At 54.4% G+C, this 14,382-nt stretch carries 13 protein-coding genes; 8 read left to right on the top strand and 5 right to left on the bottom strand.

Annotated elements, in window-relative coordinates:
• Positions 1–38: 38 nt before the first annotated feature.
• From AC2FFB_RS16010 to AC2FFB_RS16000, 3 genes are all read left to right on the top strand, one after another.
• Positions 39–1,706 (top strand): sulfatase-like hydrolase/transferase, encoded by a 1,668-nt coding sequence (locus tag AC2FFB_RS16010; protein WP_271952038.1) that lies wholly within the window; start codon positions 39–41, stop codon positions 1,704–1,706.
• A 44-nt stretch (positions 1,707–1,750) separates the two neighbouring features.
• Entirely contained in the window at positions 1,751–2,995 is a 1,245-nt protein-coding gene (locus tag AC2FFB_RS16005; protein WP_496875173.1) for a DUF3179 domain-containing (seleno)protein, read from the top strand.
• Positions 2,996–3,065: 70 nt separating this feature from the next.
• Positions 3,066–3,818 carry an outer membrane protein gene (locus tag AC2FFB_RS16000; RefSeq protein WP_496690405.1) on the top strand — a complete coding sequence of 251 codons (753 nt, stop codon included), beginning with the start codon at positions 3,066–3,068 and terminating at the stop codon, positions 3,816–3,818.
• 535 nt (positions 3,819–4,353) lie between these two features.
• On the opposite strand, the gene AC2FFB_RS15995 is transcribed toward AC2FFB_RS16000, so the two are convergent.
• Both AC2FFB_RS15995 and AC2FFB_RS15990 read right to left on the bottom strand, forming a co-directional pair.
• Positions 4,354–5,256, bottom strand: a complete 903-nt coding sequence (locus AC2FFB_RS15995; RefSeq protein WP_496875172.1) for a 2OG-Fe(II) oxygenase family protein — start codon at positions 5,254–5,256, stop codon at positions 4,354–4,356.
• Positions 5,257–5,386: 130 nt separating this feature from the next.
• The gene (locus AC2FFB_RS15990; protein ID WP_496875171.1) at positions 5,387–6,295 is read right to left on the bottom strand and encodes a LysR family transcriptional regulator; all 909 of its coding nucleotides are present in this window, start codon (positions 6,293–6,295) and stop codon (positions 5,387–5,389) included.
• Between the two features lie 96 nt (positions 6,296–6,391).
• Here AC2FFB_RS15990 and AC2FFB_RS15985 point away from each other — a divergent pair, with 96 nt between their 5' ends.
• The 4 genes from AC2FFB_RS15985 (at position 6,392) to AC2FFB_RS15970 (ending at position 9,464) form a co-directional block, all read left to right on the top strand.
• Positions 6,392–7,225, top strand: a complete 834-nt coding sequence (locus tag AC2FFB_RS15985) for a CmcJ/NvfI family oxidoreductase (RefSeq protein ID WP_496875170.1) — start codon at positions 6,392–6,394, stop codon at positions 7,223–7,225.
• The gene (locus tag AC2FFB_RS15980; RefSeq protein ID WP_496875169.1) at positions 7,222–8,010 is read left to right on the top strand and encodes an SDR family NAD(P)-dependent oxidoreductase; all 789 of its coding nucleotides are present in this window, start codon (positions 7,222–7,224) and stop codon (positions 8,008–8,010) included. The genes AC2FFB_RS15985 and AC2FFB_RS15980 overlap by 4 nt, the downstream gene beginning before the upstream one ends.
• Before the next feature lie 99 nt (positions 8,011–8,109).
• Complete coding sequence (locus AC2FFB_RS15975; RefSeq protein ID WP_142640334.1) at positions 8,110–8,955, top strand: enoyl-CoA hydratase/isomerase family protein; 846 nt, start codon at positions 8,110–8,112, stop codon at positions 8,953–8,955.
• Positions 8,956–9,122: 167 nt separating this feature from the next.
• Entirely contained in the window at positions 9,123–9,464 is a 342-nt protein-coding gene (locus AC2FFB_RS15970; protein WP_185956751.1) for an SDR family oxidoreductase, read from the top strand.
• A 292-nt stretch (positions 9,465–9,756) separates the two neighbouring features.
• Here the strand turns inward: AC2FFB_RS15970 and AC2FFB_RS15965 are convergent, their stop codons facing one another.
• From AC2FFB_RS15965 to AC2FFB_RS15955, 3 genes are all read right to left on the bottom strand, one after another.
• A complete protein-coding gene (locus tag AC2FFB_RS15965) occupies positions 9,757–10,935 on the bottom strand; it encodes a carbohydrate porin (protein ID WP_496694638.1) in 1,179 nt (392 codons plus the stop codon).
• Positions 10,932–11,636 carry a DUF3299 domain-containing protein gene (locus AC2FFB_RS15960; RefSeq protein ID WP_246097354.1) on the bottom strand — a complete coding sequence of 235 codons (705 nt, stop codon included), beginning with the start codon at positions 11,634–11,636 and terminating at the stop codon, positions 10,932–10,934. Before AC2FFB_RS15960 ends, AC2FFB_RS15965 begins: the two co-directional genes overlap by 4 nt.
• Before the next feature lie 86 nt (positions 11,637–11,722).
• Positions 11,723–13,198: a metal-dependent hydrolase family protein gene (locus AC2FFB_RS15955; protein WP_496875168.1), complete on the bottom strand. Its 1,476-nt coding sequence runs from the start codon at positions 13,196–13,198 to the stop codon at positions 11,723–11,725.
• Here AC2FFB_RS15955 and AC2FFB_RS15950 point away from each other — a divergent pair.
• Complete coding sequence (locus AC2FFB_RS15950) at positions 13,197–14,264, top strand: AraC family transcriptional regulator (protein ID WP_496875167.1); 1,068 nt, start codon at positions 13,197–13,199, stop codon at positions 14,262–14,264. The two genes, AC2FFB_RS15955 and AC2FFB_RS15950, sit on opposite strands and share 2 nt — an antisense overlap.
• Positions 14,265–14,382: the final 118 nt, after the last annotated feature.

Below are 14,382 nucleotides of genomic sequence, written 5' to 3'. Positions count from 1 at the left end.
AAACACCGAAGCTCGGCTTCAAACCTGGGAGAGACGGAATGAAACTACAATGGCTTCTGGTTTTTTGTGCATGCGTTACGGCACCACCTTTGCAGGCGCAGGAAGACCCAATTCAACACGATGCTGAGTTTTATGTTTTGCAGGCACAACACGCGGATAAATGGGTGCAAGATGACATCGCTGTTGATGAGGCTCTGGCGGCTTTTCGAGATAGGAACAAGGGGCAACCCCCAAACATAGTCAGTGTCTTGATCGATGATCTTGGCTTCGGAGATATGGGAATACCCGAGTTGAATGCCGTCCGGGGCTATGAGACGCCCAACATCAATGATTTCTCTGATGAAGCGATGCGTATGGTTCGGATGTATACCGAACCGTCCTGCACCCCGACCCGCGTTGCCCAAATGACCGGGCGGCTACCCGTCCGTATGGGAATGGGCAACACGCAGGTTGATATCGCCGGGGAAGGCCTTCCAGGAGAAGAGGTTACACTGGCGGAAGTACTAAAACAGGCTGGATACTCTACCAGCCACGTTGGCAAATGGCACATGGGGGATATTTCAGAAAGCTGGGCGATGAATCAAGGGTTCGATTATGCCCAGCATGCAATCCACCAACAGGGGCAACTAACGATCTTCCATGACGACGCGATCAAGGAACAGGTTTCGGTGGCTATTCGGGACTACGATGATAAGTACACCATCGACCAGTGGTTCCGTCCTGATGCCTCGGCCATGATGACCGTTATTGAAGGCGAAGCTGGCGGCCCGATCCGCGAAATCCGAATGGAACCTGGCGAGCGCTGGAACGCCGCAAAGTATGACGAGATGAACCAAGCCTTCCAGGACAAGACCATGGACGAATTGGAGCGTTTGGCTGGCGATGAAGAACCATTCTTCCTGCAATACTGGCCCATGATCCCGCTGGACAACACACGAACCGGCAGAACGGGTCCTAAAAGCGCTAACGGCGGACTTTATGTCGACAAGATGCAGTTGCTGGATCAATGGCTTGGTGATCTGTTCACCAGAATTGACGAGCTCGGCTTAGCTGAGAATACAATCGTTATAGTAATGGGCGACAACGGTCATTTCACCAAGTACTCACCGCAATCAGGGTTCACTCCGATGATCTTTCGTGGCGGTAAAGCCGATACCACCGAGGGCGGTGTACGGGTTGATGCATTTATCCGGTGGCCCGGCATGATCACAGCAGATGGCCTTCTCAACAGCATCATCCACATCTCCGATCTCTATACAACGATGGCTCGCTTCGCCGGTGCCGATCAGTTTGTCCCACGCGATCGCTTGATTGACGGCGTGGATCAATCTGCTGCATTGCTTTTCGACGACGAAGCAAAATCGCGCCGCGACCACGTGATCATCTATTCAGACAAAAAACCCGAAGCCGTCGTCAAAGATCAACTCAAACTCATCTTGCCGCCACCTGGCAAAAACCCCATCGCCGCCGAATTCTTTGACCTATATCGCGACACTCGCGAAGAATTTTCAGTCTCAACCGAGGTTGGCGCCTGGGGTGGACAGGAGTTTGTGCGAATTCTGGGCCGACACATGGCCCGTAAAGAGAAATATCCAGATAGTCCGCCGGCCTATGGCGTGCCCTATGAAGGGATTGAAAACACGCGCCCAGAATCGCGACAAGCGGTTGAGGCGTTCCTGATCAAACGCCAAGCCCCGCAGCAATAACACCGATAACGGCAGCGACGCACCAAAGCCTTTAGGATCATCACATGATTGGACTACTTTTCTTTGCACTGGGTTTGATCACATCCCTTGGGATCGGCTTTGTCTATTTCAGAGACCTTGGCGACGTCTCTCAAATGCTGCTGAAGGTAAAGCGCGAGAATATGGTGCGCTTTATCCGCAATGAATATCGCCTGATCGGTATCGGACTTGGCGGATTTGCAGCGGCAACACTTGCGCATTTCCTTTTGGGCGCTGGCCCTTTCTGGCTTTGGCTCATAGCGGCTGTGCTTACTCTTCTTCTTTATGGGTTTCCCTACGTTTGGGTGCATTTGGGTCTAAGGAACCAGCTCAATGACGCACAGTACTTTCCAATTGAAGAAGCCCGCAAATATGTCGGACCAACTGCGCCCGTCGTAGTCATCGAAAACAACGGCCAAGCCCGCGCGCACCCGGATGCGCAGATTATGCGCCCTCATCTGGCCGGGAATGTAGATGGCTTGGGTGGCGAAGACGTGGTCATGACCTATTGCGCTATGGCCAATCTGGGTCAGGGTTACATTCCGCGAATAGAAGGACGACGGTTGAATCTCGAGGTTTTGGCCCAGCATGGCAATAACCTAATCCTGCGCGATAACGACATGGGCGAGCCGATCCAGCACATCTATGGTTTCCGCGAGGCGGACCGCGACCCTAACTCCGACGGTCCTGCCTGCCCCCTTCGACCCGAAGCGCAAATGGAGCCCTGGCCAACCTTTCGAATGACGTTCCGCGGGTTTCAGAAGGCCTATCCTGACGGTGAGGTATTTCTGAACAAGCCATCCCCGAACCCATTTTTGCGCCTGCTGGATATGATGACCGAGATCACGTTTGGCTGGGGCATCGGACGCCAGCATCAGGAAGACGCGCCCGTGATGGACAACATGGATCGTTCGGACGATCGGTTACCAAATAAAACCTACGTTTGGGGAATTACGATCGGTAAGGATGCGGTTTGCTGGACTGATGATTTCATCGTCGAGAACGAGTGGATCGTGAATTCCAATGTCGGCGGACGAGATGTCGTGGTCAGCTTGGATCCAAAGTATGAAAGCCTAGGCGTTTGGTACAACGACTTTGGTCAACCTGTGAGCCATTGCGATTTTTGGGGCCATTCAGATCAGGGTCAGCTAAAACGTGTCGAAACCCTGCGCGCAGGCGCATTCTGGCATGTCTGGTCCGAGTTCTTCCCGAACACTGATATTAATCGTGTCGGCAGCGGTTCCATGGCAACCGAAGGAACTGTAGAATGAGGCCCATGGCTAAACAACCACAAACCAAAGACCATTTATTCAAACTTGATTGTTTGACGGGAGGGACAGAATGACTTCGTCAATTTGGGTGAAAAGCTGCGCTTGCGGAGTTGCTTTTTTTGCATCTTTGGCCACAGTGGCTTCGGCTCAACAATCCGATTGGTCATATGAGGCCACAATCTACCTGTTCATGCCGGAAACAGAGACTACATTGGACACACCTTTGGGCACTCTGGACGGTACGCTCAGCTTTTCGGATGCGTTGGAAAACCTCGATTTTGCCTTTATGAGTGCGTTCTCGGCCACCAACGGACGTTGGCTGATACTTGCAGATTACAACTACACAGACTTATCTTTCAGTAACAGCGCTCCTGGACCTGTCGGCTCGGGTCTGGAGACATCATTTACCACACAATACCTAAGTGGCTATGTTGGCTACAGAGTGTATGAAGCGCCAACTATCACCGTTGACGTCGCCGGGGGTTTCCGGTGGTTCAGCACTGAAACGGAATTTACCCTTCTACCCGGCGCGGCACCGGGGCGCACAACAACGGCAGATGATAGCTGGACCGACCCTGTCATCGGCGCCAGAGCACGGGTACAGTTCTCGGATAAGTGGTCGGGCTCCGGTTTTGTCGACTACGGAGGCTTCCGCAGCGACAGTGAAACCTGGCAGATTCTGCTGACGGCAGATTACGCAATCAACGACAGGTGGCTGATCCGCGGTGGCTATCGCTATATCTCATTCGATCATGAAATCAACGGCAACGATTTTACATTTGATCAGTCGGGGCCTGTGCTAGGCGCGACTTATCGGTTCTAAAATTCTTTGTTGGCGAACCCGAGACAAGGTTGTGATGTTACGAACATCGTTTGATTGGCGCGATTCAATTGTAAAAAGGTTTAGAGAATCAAATTCGCATGTGCCCTCAGATTTGTTTTCGTGCCTGGCCCCAGATCTTGACCCCCGGCATCGATAGCTGGCTGGAGTTTGTTGTAGCCATAGAAATCTAGCAATGAATGAGACAAGTCTGAGGTAGCGATTCCACTGTCGACCGCGGAGTGAGAATTCACCTAGACTAGCTTTCGCAATCGCAGCGAATGTCTGAAATGCGGGCTGCTAACGCAGTATTTCAAAGGGCTGATGGATGTCGGCTATGGGCCGTTCAAATTGATGGCGAGTGGTTCTTGAACCGAAATGCTGCGCTGCACCCAAGGTCTTGAAAGAGCCCAAAACAACGAATGCTGCAACCTGCACCAATGGCTGCTTCGAGATTATCTGAAAAAGCGGCCAACGAGCCTCCGCTATGTTGGCTGGGCGACGTCTATCACCCAACCAACCTGTCGAGGTTCGCGGATCAGAAGGGCGCAAACCTGTCCGATGGATCGGTCGGGACCGTCCAGCGCGCGCGCGGATCGATTGTGGGCGCGAACGCACCAGGATGCGGGATCTGGCCGTTTTGACCGTAGAGCCACAGCACGAAATTGGAGCGTTGACCTTCGGTGATCGGTTCAGACGCATGGGGGACGCTGCCGTGGTGGATCAAGGCCGTGCCGGGCTCAAAGTGCAGTTTTTCGACCCGTCGCGACGCGGGATCAATGAAGCTGACAGCGGAGCCAGAATAGGCCTCGTCCGGTAGATTTAGATTGATATTCAGCGTGACCGATGATGCGTCTGAGTGAGGCCGGAGCGACGTGTCGTTATCTGCTTGCCACTGGATGGAAAACCCGAAGGTCTGCGTGTCGTATCCCATCACATCCGGGAACAAGAGCCGTGAGATGGGCCGCATATAGGTGTTCATCAGGTCGCGGTAGAACGTCTGGAAGGCTGAGGCCCCAAGATGCCCTTCCGAGCGCGGGTCAAGCATTGCACCGCCCCGGTTGAGGGAAATGCCATAGGGCGGGCGCAGCGGAATGCCTGCATCGGCGGCACTGTCCAGATAGCTGCGCAAAACGAACAGCCGTTCGGGGTCAAAGAACTGGGTTTTGTAGACACCGGGGAAGACCTCTTCCCATAGTTTTTTCACTTCGCCTTCGGTTGCCGGGTCTTTCCAAGCCCCCTCGACCGCTGCGCGGAGACGGTCGTCATGAACAGATGCATCCAAGGCGGTTTGATTGGCCTGCTCCCATTCCTTCCATGCGTGTTTGAACAGCTCCTGGTTGTCATTCCAAAATTGCGCGACTTGCGGGGCGCGTTGCAGCATTGCTTCGCGTGTGGGGCGTTCCACGGCGCGTGCGCGCTCTAATGCAGATTGTGTCATGTCCTGTCTCAACTTTCTGATGGTCAAGCCTGTTGCTTCCGAGACATTAGATATTACCCTTAGATTGCGTATAAATGGACATATTTTTGATAACAGAATTCGTTTTCTCTACATAATAGAGGTGTGGCGCCTAGGACCCGGCCCAAGCCGCTGACCGTCCGATCTGTTGGATCAGATAGTCCATAAAGACGCGGACCTTTGCGGAGACTACGTTGCTTTTGGGGTAGATCAGCCAAAGCGCCGGATTGTCCGCCAGTGTGTACCCGGGCAGCACCTGCACAAGGGACCCATCATTCAGCTCGCTGTGGACCGCCCAGAGGGAGTTAATCGAAATGCCGGCACCCTTGAGCGTGACACGCACTTGTGTCAGCCCGTCGTTCACGATCAGCCTGTGGGAGGCTTTGTGGAGGTCGAATGTTGCTTTGGCTCCGTCATCTGGCACCAAGGCGCGCGGCTCCAGATCCTTGAAGGCGACCAGACGATGCGCCGCGAGGTCATCCGGTGTGCCGGGCACCCCATGTGTTTCAAGATAGTCTGGTGCTGCACAAAGAATACGTGTGTCGTTTGCCAGTTTGCGCGCCGTCAGACTGCTGTCCTCCAGAATAGAATTGCGGAGGGCCAGATCATAGCTGCCCTCAATCAGGTTGAACTGGGTATCTGATAAATGCAAATCGAGCGTCAGGTCTGGATAGGCATCCATAAAAGCGGGCAACAGGGGCGCGATATAGAGCTGGGCAAAGGTGCTTGGAGCGGCAAAGCGCAATGTCCCGTTCACCTCGGCCTTGCCTTTGCCGAATGCGGCGAGGGCCGCTTCTTCCTGTTCGATCATCTCTCGGGCGTACGGCAAGAAGTCCTGCCCCTCTAGGGACACCGAGACTTTCCGAGTGGATCGATGCAACAATTCGGCGCCCAGCAGTTTTTCAAGCTTTGCGAGCCGCGCGCTGGCCACCGCCGGTGCCATCCCTAGCGTTCGGCCCGCCGCGCTGATGTTCAGCGTTTCAGTAGCAAGGACGAAGAGGCGGAGGCTTTGCGTATCCATATTGTATATTTTTCCAGAAAACTGAATTCGATTATCTACCGTTTATATATCTGCGCAGCGGTATAGGTCAAAGCTCAAGACAGAGCGGAGAGCGGAATGACTCAGACAGCGACAGTGAACTATCACGTCCACAAACCGGAGCGTCAGGCGTTCGAGCTTGATGCCGGTGGCATCGTTGGCAATCTGATCGCGCCAGAACTCGCCCCAACCGAAGTGAAAGTGCGCGACGCGCGCAGGTCAGCCACAGACCCATCATTCGAGGATGACGCTGTCGCGTTTTCTTTCGCCCCCACAGCGGTCTCGTTCGCGCAAAACGATGATGCCTGGCAAGCGGAGTACGACGCAGAGCTGACGTCGCTTCTGACGACCAAGCTGGACGCGCAGGAGGTGATCATCTTTGATCACACGATCCGGGTGGATGACCCTGACGCCGCGCGCAAGCCCGCACGAAACGTCCACAGCGACTACAGCCCTGACGGCGCAGAACAGCGACTGATCGACATTCTTGGTGCTGATACAGCGGCAAAATGGAGCGCGGGGCACTACGCCTTCATTAACATCTGGCGACCGATCGAGGCGGCGATCAACTCAGCCCCGCTCGGGTTTATCCTGCCGTCGAGCGTCGCCCCGGAAGACTGGATCCTGCTTGATCTGATCTATCCCGACCGCAAAGGACAGATCATGGGGTTGGCGGCAAACCCGAATCATCAGTGGATCTACATGTCGAAGATGACCCCGGATGAGGTCGCCTACTTCAACATCTTCGACAATCAGGGACGGCCCTCCATCGGGCACTCCGCGTTGGACATGGTCGAAGACCCAAACGTCATGACCATCCGCAAAAGCATTGAGAGCCGCACCCTAGTGCGTTTTGCCTGTTCCCATCATCGGACCCACGAAACACGAGCAAACGGAGAGAGACAATCATGACCAAGACAATTCTTATCACCGGATCAACAGACGGCATCGGTCTTTTGACGGCGCAGACCCTCGCAAAAGAGGGGCACAAAATTCTGCTTCATGGACGCGGTGCAGCCAAACTGGAAGCCGCCGTCAACGAGGTCGGCGGCGACGTCGAAACCTATGCCGCTGACCTGTCGCGTATGGCCGATATCCAAACCTTCGCGGCAGAGGTGCGCGAGAAACACGACCGCCTTGATGTGCTGATCAATAACGCGGGCGTGCTGAAAGTCGCGGAGACCCAGACCGAGGCCGGCCATGATGTGCGGTTCATGGTCAACACCTTGGCGCCCTATGCGCTGACCCGCGCGCTTCTGCCGATCATTCCGAAAGACGGGCGGATCGTGAATCTATCCTCTGCCGCGCAAGCGCCGATTGATTTGGCTGCCATGCGCGGGGAAAAACAGCTTGGCCACAATGACGCCTACGCGCAAAGCAAGCTCGGCATCACGATCTGGACCCGCGAATTGGCGAAGGAGTTGACCGACGGACCCGTCGTCGTCGCCGTCAATCCCGGATCGTTGTTGGCTTCGAAGATGGTCAAGGAAGGCTACGGCGTCGCGGGCAACGATCTGTCCATCGGCGCGAACATCCTGCGTGAAGCGGCGCTCGGGTCGTCGTTCGCGGATGTTTCGGGCAAGTATTTTGACAATGACAGCGGCCAGTTCGCGCAGCCACATGCGGCTGCACTGGACGCAACTCATTCGGCGCAGGTGATGCAAGGCATCGAAGATGCTTTGAAATCTCTCAGCTGATCCCACTGACGCCCGTCTGACGTCGGGCGTCTTTTACACCACCTGAAGCTGCAACCCTCCGGCGACATGCGTTGTCCGGACCCAAGAAAGGACTGACTGATGAAATACGAGAATTTTCAAACCTTTGACGTGAAGGTCCAAGACGCCATCGCAACGGTGGCATTCGATTTTGGAACAGTGAATGTGCAAGGCCAGGAAATGCTGGCCGACCTCAACAGCCTTGCCATGCGGCTGGAGCGGGACCGCGATACCAAGGTGGTCATCTTCCAATCCGCGAACCCCGAGGTTTGGGTCTGCCACTACGACACCGAGCTGCTCAAGGACATGTCGACCGAAGCTGTCTCCCGCGATGAAGCCCAGCTGCTCGATTTGCAAGCGGTCTGCGAACGCATCAGCAAGGTGCCTCAGGCCACGATCGCGAAGCTGGAAGGCTTCGCACGCGGTGGTGGCCACGAGTTGGCCCTGGCGCTGGACATGCGCTTTGCGGCGCGTGGCAAATTCAAGTTCATGCAGATGGAAGTCGGCATGGGTATCCTGCCCTGCGGCGGCGGTGCGTCCCGCATGGCCCGTCAGACCGGTCTGGGCCGCGCGCTGGAAATCATCCTGAGTGCCCGAGACTTTGACGCCGATGAAGCCGAGGCAATGGGCACGATCAATAAAGCGTTGGATGCTGATGAGATCGACGACTACGTAAACACCTTGGCGCAGCGGATTTCCAAGTTCCCGGCAGAGTCCATCAATGCCTGCAAGCAGATGGTCTACGAGTCGATCGACAAGCCTATCGATGAGGCCCTGAAGGCCGAGGCCTATTGGCTCTACCAGGCAACGAGCAAAACATCAGCCGTTAAACGCTTCACGATCGCAGACGAGCAGGGCCTAGAGCACGACATGGAAAACCAGCGGAACTGGGAAAACCTGGTCATGGATGTTCAGGATATCAACTGAGATTGATTGGATTAAGCGGACATTCGGCCTTGTGCGTCGGATGTCCGTTTTGTCCGCGTCTTTCCAGTTCGGGCTTGGCGCGGTGAAGGGTCGGCTACGTACCAACCTTTTCAGAAATCTCCTTACCGCCCTATTTTGCACTCAGCCTGAATCGACCCCACAAGCTGATGGGCCAGATCAACCTTGTCCGCGTTGGACAGAGACATATCAGCGATGCTGGATCGTTCACGCTCACTGCCGGCATACTGTCACGAGAACCGATGCAGGGCTCGGTGGTGATCAGCATCGCCAATGGGGCGCTGGAATCCTTTGCCAAGGCAGCAGCACTCGAACTTGATCGCGAACTACGGGTGAACACCGTCAGCCCGGTCTTCGTCAAGGAAACGATGGAGATGATGGGCATGGATTCAAGCACGGGCTTATCGGCGGCAGACACTGCAAAGGCCTACGTCGCTGCCGTCGAAGGGAACATGAACGGTGAAACGTTGGACGCGCCTGACTATGCATAACGCTATGAGCTAATCAAACTTGCTTGGAAAAAACCTGCCGTTCAGACCGCGAGGCCGAATGGCAGATTTGTCCCGCGTCTTGCCAGTTCGTGCGCCGCGCCGCGAAAGGCGCTCCATCGCGAAACGGTCGTTCATGGATCTCGCGGCGAAGGTGCCAGGAGAGCCCAAAGCTACCGGGTGCTGCAGTCCGCGCTAACGGTGGCAACGCGCAGAAAGCGGGCTTTGCTAAGTCCTGTTGATCTCACTTAGTCGCCCTTTGGCACTGCCACTTACCTATTGCATTCACCCCGCATTAGAAAACGATCCGGGTTCTTAGACCGAACAGGGTAATCCGGTCCTGATCGGGATTTAGAAGCGGGTCGGAAATGAATTGTACCGATGGCGTGATCTGCAGTCCGGGTGCGATTGAAAAACGGTAGAATGCTTCGAGTGTGAACTGATCGCCATCTATGCCTCTTGCCTCGGCCCAGTTCAGGCCCAACCCGGCCAAATCGGTATTGCGACCGTAGTAGCCAATACCCGCAGAAACGGACCGATCATAGAGTGCTGCTGCCCCTTTTGAGGCCCCTGCCCGGAAGAACGGCATCCACTTATTGTCAATAAACCATGCTGCTGAGAACGCGGCACCGTAATCTTCTGGACGGCTACCATCGTCAGCCGCATCCGCATGCCAGAGGGTCAGATGGATATTGTCGAAGTAAATGCGATCAAAGCCAGAGGTGTAACCAAGTTCGAGTGATTTGAAGAGATTGCCGTCGCTAAACACATCAAAGTTTGGATCAGACGGGTCGGCGTTTGCGTCTGAGACGCTCGCGACAGCGTAGAGGTTCTTGCTCAGCTTTATCCCGCCCGCAATGCCAAGGCCTTGGTTGGGTGCGTTGATTGTCGGGTTGGTATTGAAAGACAGGTTTTGGAAACCACTGTATGGGCTTACCAACCCATAAATGTCCACAAAGTCCGTTACATCAATCTGGCCGACTTGCAGCGTCCACGAACCGTTCTCGGCCCTTTGGGTCCAGAACAGGTTGGTCAATAGCAAACCATTATCGTTGAAGGCTGTTCCCGTGATCGAAAGGGCTCCACCATCCAGACCAAGAAACTGTGGGGCAACATCGGTATAGTTGTGCCGGTCTTCGATCTTGAATGTCAAAGACCCCTGTTCAGTCGCCTGCCAACTGCCATAGAACCGCGCAATTCCGCTGGCAGCTTCGCCCTCCCCCAGATCCGCGTTCGTGGTTTGGCCCAATGCCAAGTAATCAATGTTGAACCGAAACCCATTCTCCGCCAGTCGGTCTTTCCACTGAAACCAACCCGGTGCGGTATTGCGCGGAAAATCGGAACGATATTGTGGATCGGTCAGTCCATCTCCGGGCTCAAGATCAGCTTCGACCGAAGAGGGCCCGGACAGACCTTGAGCCGACGCCGCGCCGGCAAAGACAATACTCAGTACGACAACGAGAAGTCTTATCATTCAGACGCTTTTGCCCCGCCGGTCTTGCGATTGCCCGCCGCTCGGATACGATCAGCGGCACGCTGCTTCCATTCCAGCCTGTCTGCTTCGGTTTCCAGAGTTTCGACACGTTCCGTCTCCAACTGGAATGTCGCACTCATAGGCATGAGGCCGTCCACAACCATCATATTCTGAACAGTGGGATCGATAGTCAGCGTGCCCGTCAGCCGAACGGGTTCGTGGAAATAGCTGGGCGTCCAGTCGCCATTCAACCGCACGCGAATCATTTGATTGGGTTGGGGCGGGGGCATGTGGCTACACATTCCTCGTTCTGGCACTAGATACGCCACAGATCGCCCGTCTGGATCGCTCGGGCCCGGGATGGCAAAGCCCGCGATTGTTATTGTTTGACCGTCGAATTGCGGATTTCCGTTTGTTCCTGCCTTTCTTCGCCGTTCTTTCACAAGCTCTCTTTGATCGAGCAGCCAATCGACATCAACGCCAACTCCCGCCAAGGCATCCTCGGTCTCGGTCAGAAGCTCCTGCCAATTCAGTCTTTCTTCCGCGCTGCCAGTGTCTTGCTGCAGCCTGCCACGCATCCGCACAACGAATAGGACGTCGTCGAACTGTTCGGGGCTGAGCTCCCGATAGGGATCCTCAAAGACCTGCACAGATGGGTCCGGGAGGTCTGCCCAATCCAGCGCTGCTCCTGGCGTTGCCATGGCGGAATGACCGTAACAGACCAAACCCGCGAGCAAGACGGAACGAAACCAAAGGAACATGAATACTCTCCAGTCGAGTTTTGGGGTCAATTCAGTGTATTTTTGTATATCACACCGTCCTTCATGATAAGCCGGATCGTTTCAGGGCTTTCCGGCCTCGGATCGGCACCAAACCACTGATCACCCGTGCCAACGACCGAGAAGTCTTCGAGGGGGTTACCATCGATCAGCAGGATGTCCGCATAGGCTCCTTCCTCAATCACACCCAGATTGCCCTCGGGATAGGGGTTCATGAATGGTCCGGACAAAGCGGCGATTTCACCGCCAGTAGATGTCATTGCGACCAACGAGGCGTGAGAGCCAAAGAACTCATTATTGAGATGTTTTTCATAGGCAATTTGAATATTGCAGGCGGCTACAGAACCTACGCAATCCGTGTGAAACCCTCTTTTAGCTGGGCACTCATTCATGTTTTTTATGTAGTCGCCAAAAGCCTGCGTAGCTGACTGTGCCTTTCGTAAGCTGGCTGGGACATCTCGAATGGCAGGAATATCGAAGAGATTTGGATCAAATGCGGTGAGATTGGTCGTGATGTAGGCTCCTTTCTCTTCCATCAGCGCTGATATTTCACAATCAAACATGAACCCGTGTTCAATTGATCGCACACCAGCATTCAGTGCCGCCATGATCGTTTCCTTGCGGTAGGAATGGGCCATGACGTAGCTTTCGTATTCGTTGGCAACCTGCACGGCCGCTTCTAACTCTGCCGTCGATCCTGCCAATAACTGCCACGGGTCAAACACTGAAACTACACCGCCTGATTGCATGTACTTCAGTTGTGTTGCTCCCATCCGGAAGTTGTTACGAGCAAACTTGTACATGTCAGAGACGCTGTCGACTTCTTGGGCCATATTCAGACGGCTGAAGTTCGAAGACTGGCCAACAGGCGCCGTAAAGTTGGCGAAATCAGCATGGCCACCACGCGTACTTAGAAAAGCAGCCGCAGGGTAGAAACGCGGCCCGGCAATGGTCCCGGTGTCGATTGCGCGGCGAAGACCTCCATTAGCGCCACCTGCATCTCTTACGGTGGTAAAGCCTTGCATTAAGTACATCTCAGCCATTTGAGTGCCGTGAATCGCGAGGTCTTCCCAAGTGCTGTTGGCTTCCATTGCGGGCAAGGTGGGTCCTGGCAGCATCAGGTGTGCGTGATTTTCGATGAAGCCGGGGGTCAGTGTCCTCCCCTCTCCGTCAATGACCGTAGCGTCGGGGGCATCGATTGCGTCGGTTGATACGGCCTTAATCAGATTGCCCTCGACCAATACGCTGGCATTCTCGATGCGCTGTTCACTCACTCCATCGAAGATGTGCACGTTGGTAAACAACGTTTGGGGTTCTTCTTGATCCTGAGCCTGCGCGGACGCTGAAAAAGCAAGTCCTGCAGCGACAATTACCGTCGAGCAAAGCGACATTCGTAGACCGGACATAAGTACTCCCTTCATATTCATGTTTTGCCAACTGTAGTCCGGAAAAATTTGCCTCGGTTGCCACTTTTGAATTGGCATGTTCGAATGTGATCGTAAAAATGGCCACCAGTCAAAACTACTAATCATCACAAGGGTGACGAGCTTGCCTTTCAACTCCACCTCTCAAGAGCATAGCGAGGGCTTTATTCGCCTCTCCTTAGCAGCTCCGTTTCTGCAATATCTCACCGAACGTAAAATCAATCCGCAACCAGCATTGGATCAGGTCGGCTTGAAAGCTGAACTGTTGTCTGACCCATCTGTGTTCGTTCACTCAGAGCTGGTCTACGGTTTGGTGAATGCCTTCTCAGAAGTATCAGAGGATCGATACCTAGGACTGAATGTAGGTGAGGTGTTTGACCTACAAGGATGGCCGCCCTTCGCTCAAGCCTTGCAATCTACGAAAACGTTATTCGAGTTTTTTACCCGCTTTGTTGGGCTCGTACCGCAGGAGTCCAATTCTGTGCGGCACAGCCTTGTGATTGAAGCAGACAAGGCGACTTATCGTATCGAGAGGCAACAGGAACCAACTGTCCCACCCATTCAGGTGACCGGTTTTGGTGCCGCAATCTATGTACGCCTATTGCAGACCGTCGTCGGAGATTCTTGGGATTCTTCGCGTGTGCGATGGGAAAGCAGATACATCAATGGGCTGCCTATCGACTACAAAGGGATCGAGGTTGGCCTTGGGACTGATCCCGGAATGCAAATTAGTTTTCCTGTGGGATGGTTGTTTTTGCACCATGTCTCTGAGGGCTCTGCCAAGCCCATAGCTTCACCTCAACAAGAGGAAGAAGTAACCGTGGTGGCAGCTTTGCGCTCTGTCTTACGCGACAAACTAGATGAAACCGATTTGGGACCTGAGATGGTGGCTGGAATGCTGGGAATACAACCGGAACGGTTTCTGAAAGCGCTTCAGCGACAAGGCACAACGCTACCCCGTGAAATCAAACGGCTGCGTGTCGATGTCGCCAAAGAGCACCTCAAAGAAGACCAGATGACAATTGCGGAGATTGGTCTGATGCTCGGCTATTCCGACAAGTCCCATTTCACTCGCTTTTTCCGAGGTCAAACCGGAATGACACCGACTAAGTTCCGAAGCAAGTAAATGTGGTCGAGCCAAAAGAAAACTTGGTTGGGAACGTACGACTAGGCTCCAGACTCATTGATTTACAGCCAGAATAGGACTGTAGCAGCGAGAGCGATGGCCGAGAGGAATACCTTTG

Source organism: Ruegeria sp. YTSA219, from assembly GCF_059609985.1.
This window is presented reverse-complemented; position numbering and strand designations above follow the sequence as displayed.

Excerpts from the sequence above, each read along its gene's own strand:
- AC2FFB_RS16010 (WP_271952038.1), top strand. The coding sequence starts at position 39 with ATGAAACTACAATGGCTTCTGGTTTTTTGTGCATGCGTTACGGCACCA.
- AC2FFB_RS16005 (WP_496875173.1), top strand. The coding sequence starts at position 1,751 with ATGATTGGACTACTTTTCTTTGCACTGGGTTTGATCACATCCCTTGGG.
- AC2FFB_RS16000 (WP_496690405.1), top strand. The coding sequence starts at position 3,066 with ATGACTTCGTCAATTTGGGTGAAAAGCTGCGCTTGCGGAGTTGCTTTT.
- AC2FFB_RS15995 (WP_496875172.1), bottom strand. The coding sequence starts at position 5,256 with ATGACACAATCTGCATTAGAGCGCGCACGCGCCGTGGAACGCCCCACA.
- AC2FFB_RS15990 (WP_496875171.1), bottom strand. The coding sequence starts at position 6,295 with ATGGATACGCAAAGCCTCCGCCTCTTCGTCCTTGCTACTGAAACGCTG.
- AC2FFB_RS15985 (WP_496875170.1), top strand. The coding sequence starts at position 6,392 with ATGACTCAGACAGCGACAGTGAACTATCACGTCCACAAACCGGAGCGT.
- AC2FFB_RS15980 (WP_496875169.1), top strand. The coding sequence starts at position 7,222 with ATGACCAAGACAATTCTTATCACCGGATCAACAGACGGCATCGGTCTT.
- AC2FFB_RS15975 (WP_142640334.1), top strand. The coding sequence starts at position 8,110 with ATGAAATACGAGAATTTTCAAACCTTTGACGTGAAGGTCCAAGACGCC.
- AC2FFB_RS15970 (WP_185956751.1), top strand. The coding sequence starts at position 9,123 with ATGGGCCAGATCAACCTTGTCCGCGTTGGACAGAGACATATCAGCGAT.
- AC2FFB_RS15965 (WP_496694638.1), bottom strand. The coding sequence starts at position 10,935 with ATGATAAGACTTCTCGTTGTCGTACTGAGTATTGTCTTTGCCGGCGCG.
- AC2FFB_RS15960 (WP_246097354.1), bottom strand. The coding sequence starts at position 11,636 with ATGGCAACGCCAGGAGCAGCGCTGGATTGGGCAGACCTCCCGGACCCA.
- AC2FFB_RS15950 (WP_496875167.1), top strand. The coding sequence starts at position 13,197 with ATGTTCGAATGTGATCGTAAAAATGGCCACCAGTCAAAACTACTAATC.
- AC2FFB_RS15955 (WP_496875168.1), bottom strand. The coding sequence starts at position 13,198 with ATGCCAATTCAAAAGTGGCAACCGAGGCAAATTTTTCCGGACTACAGT.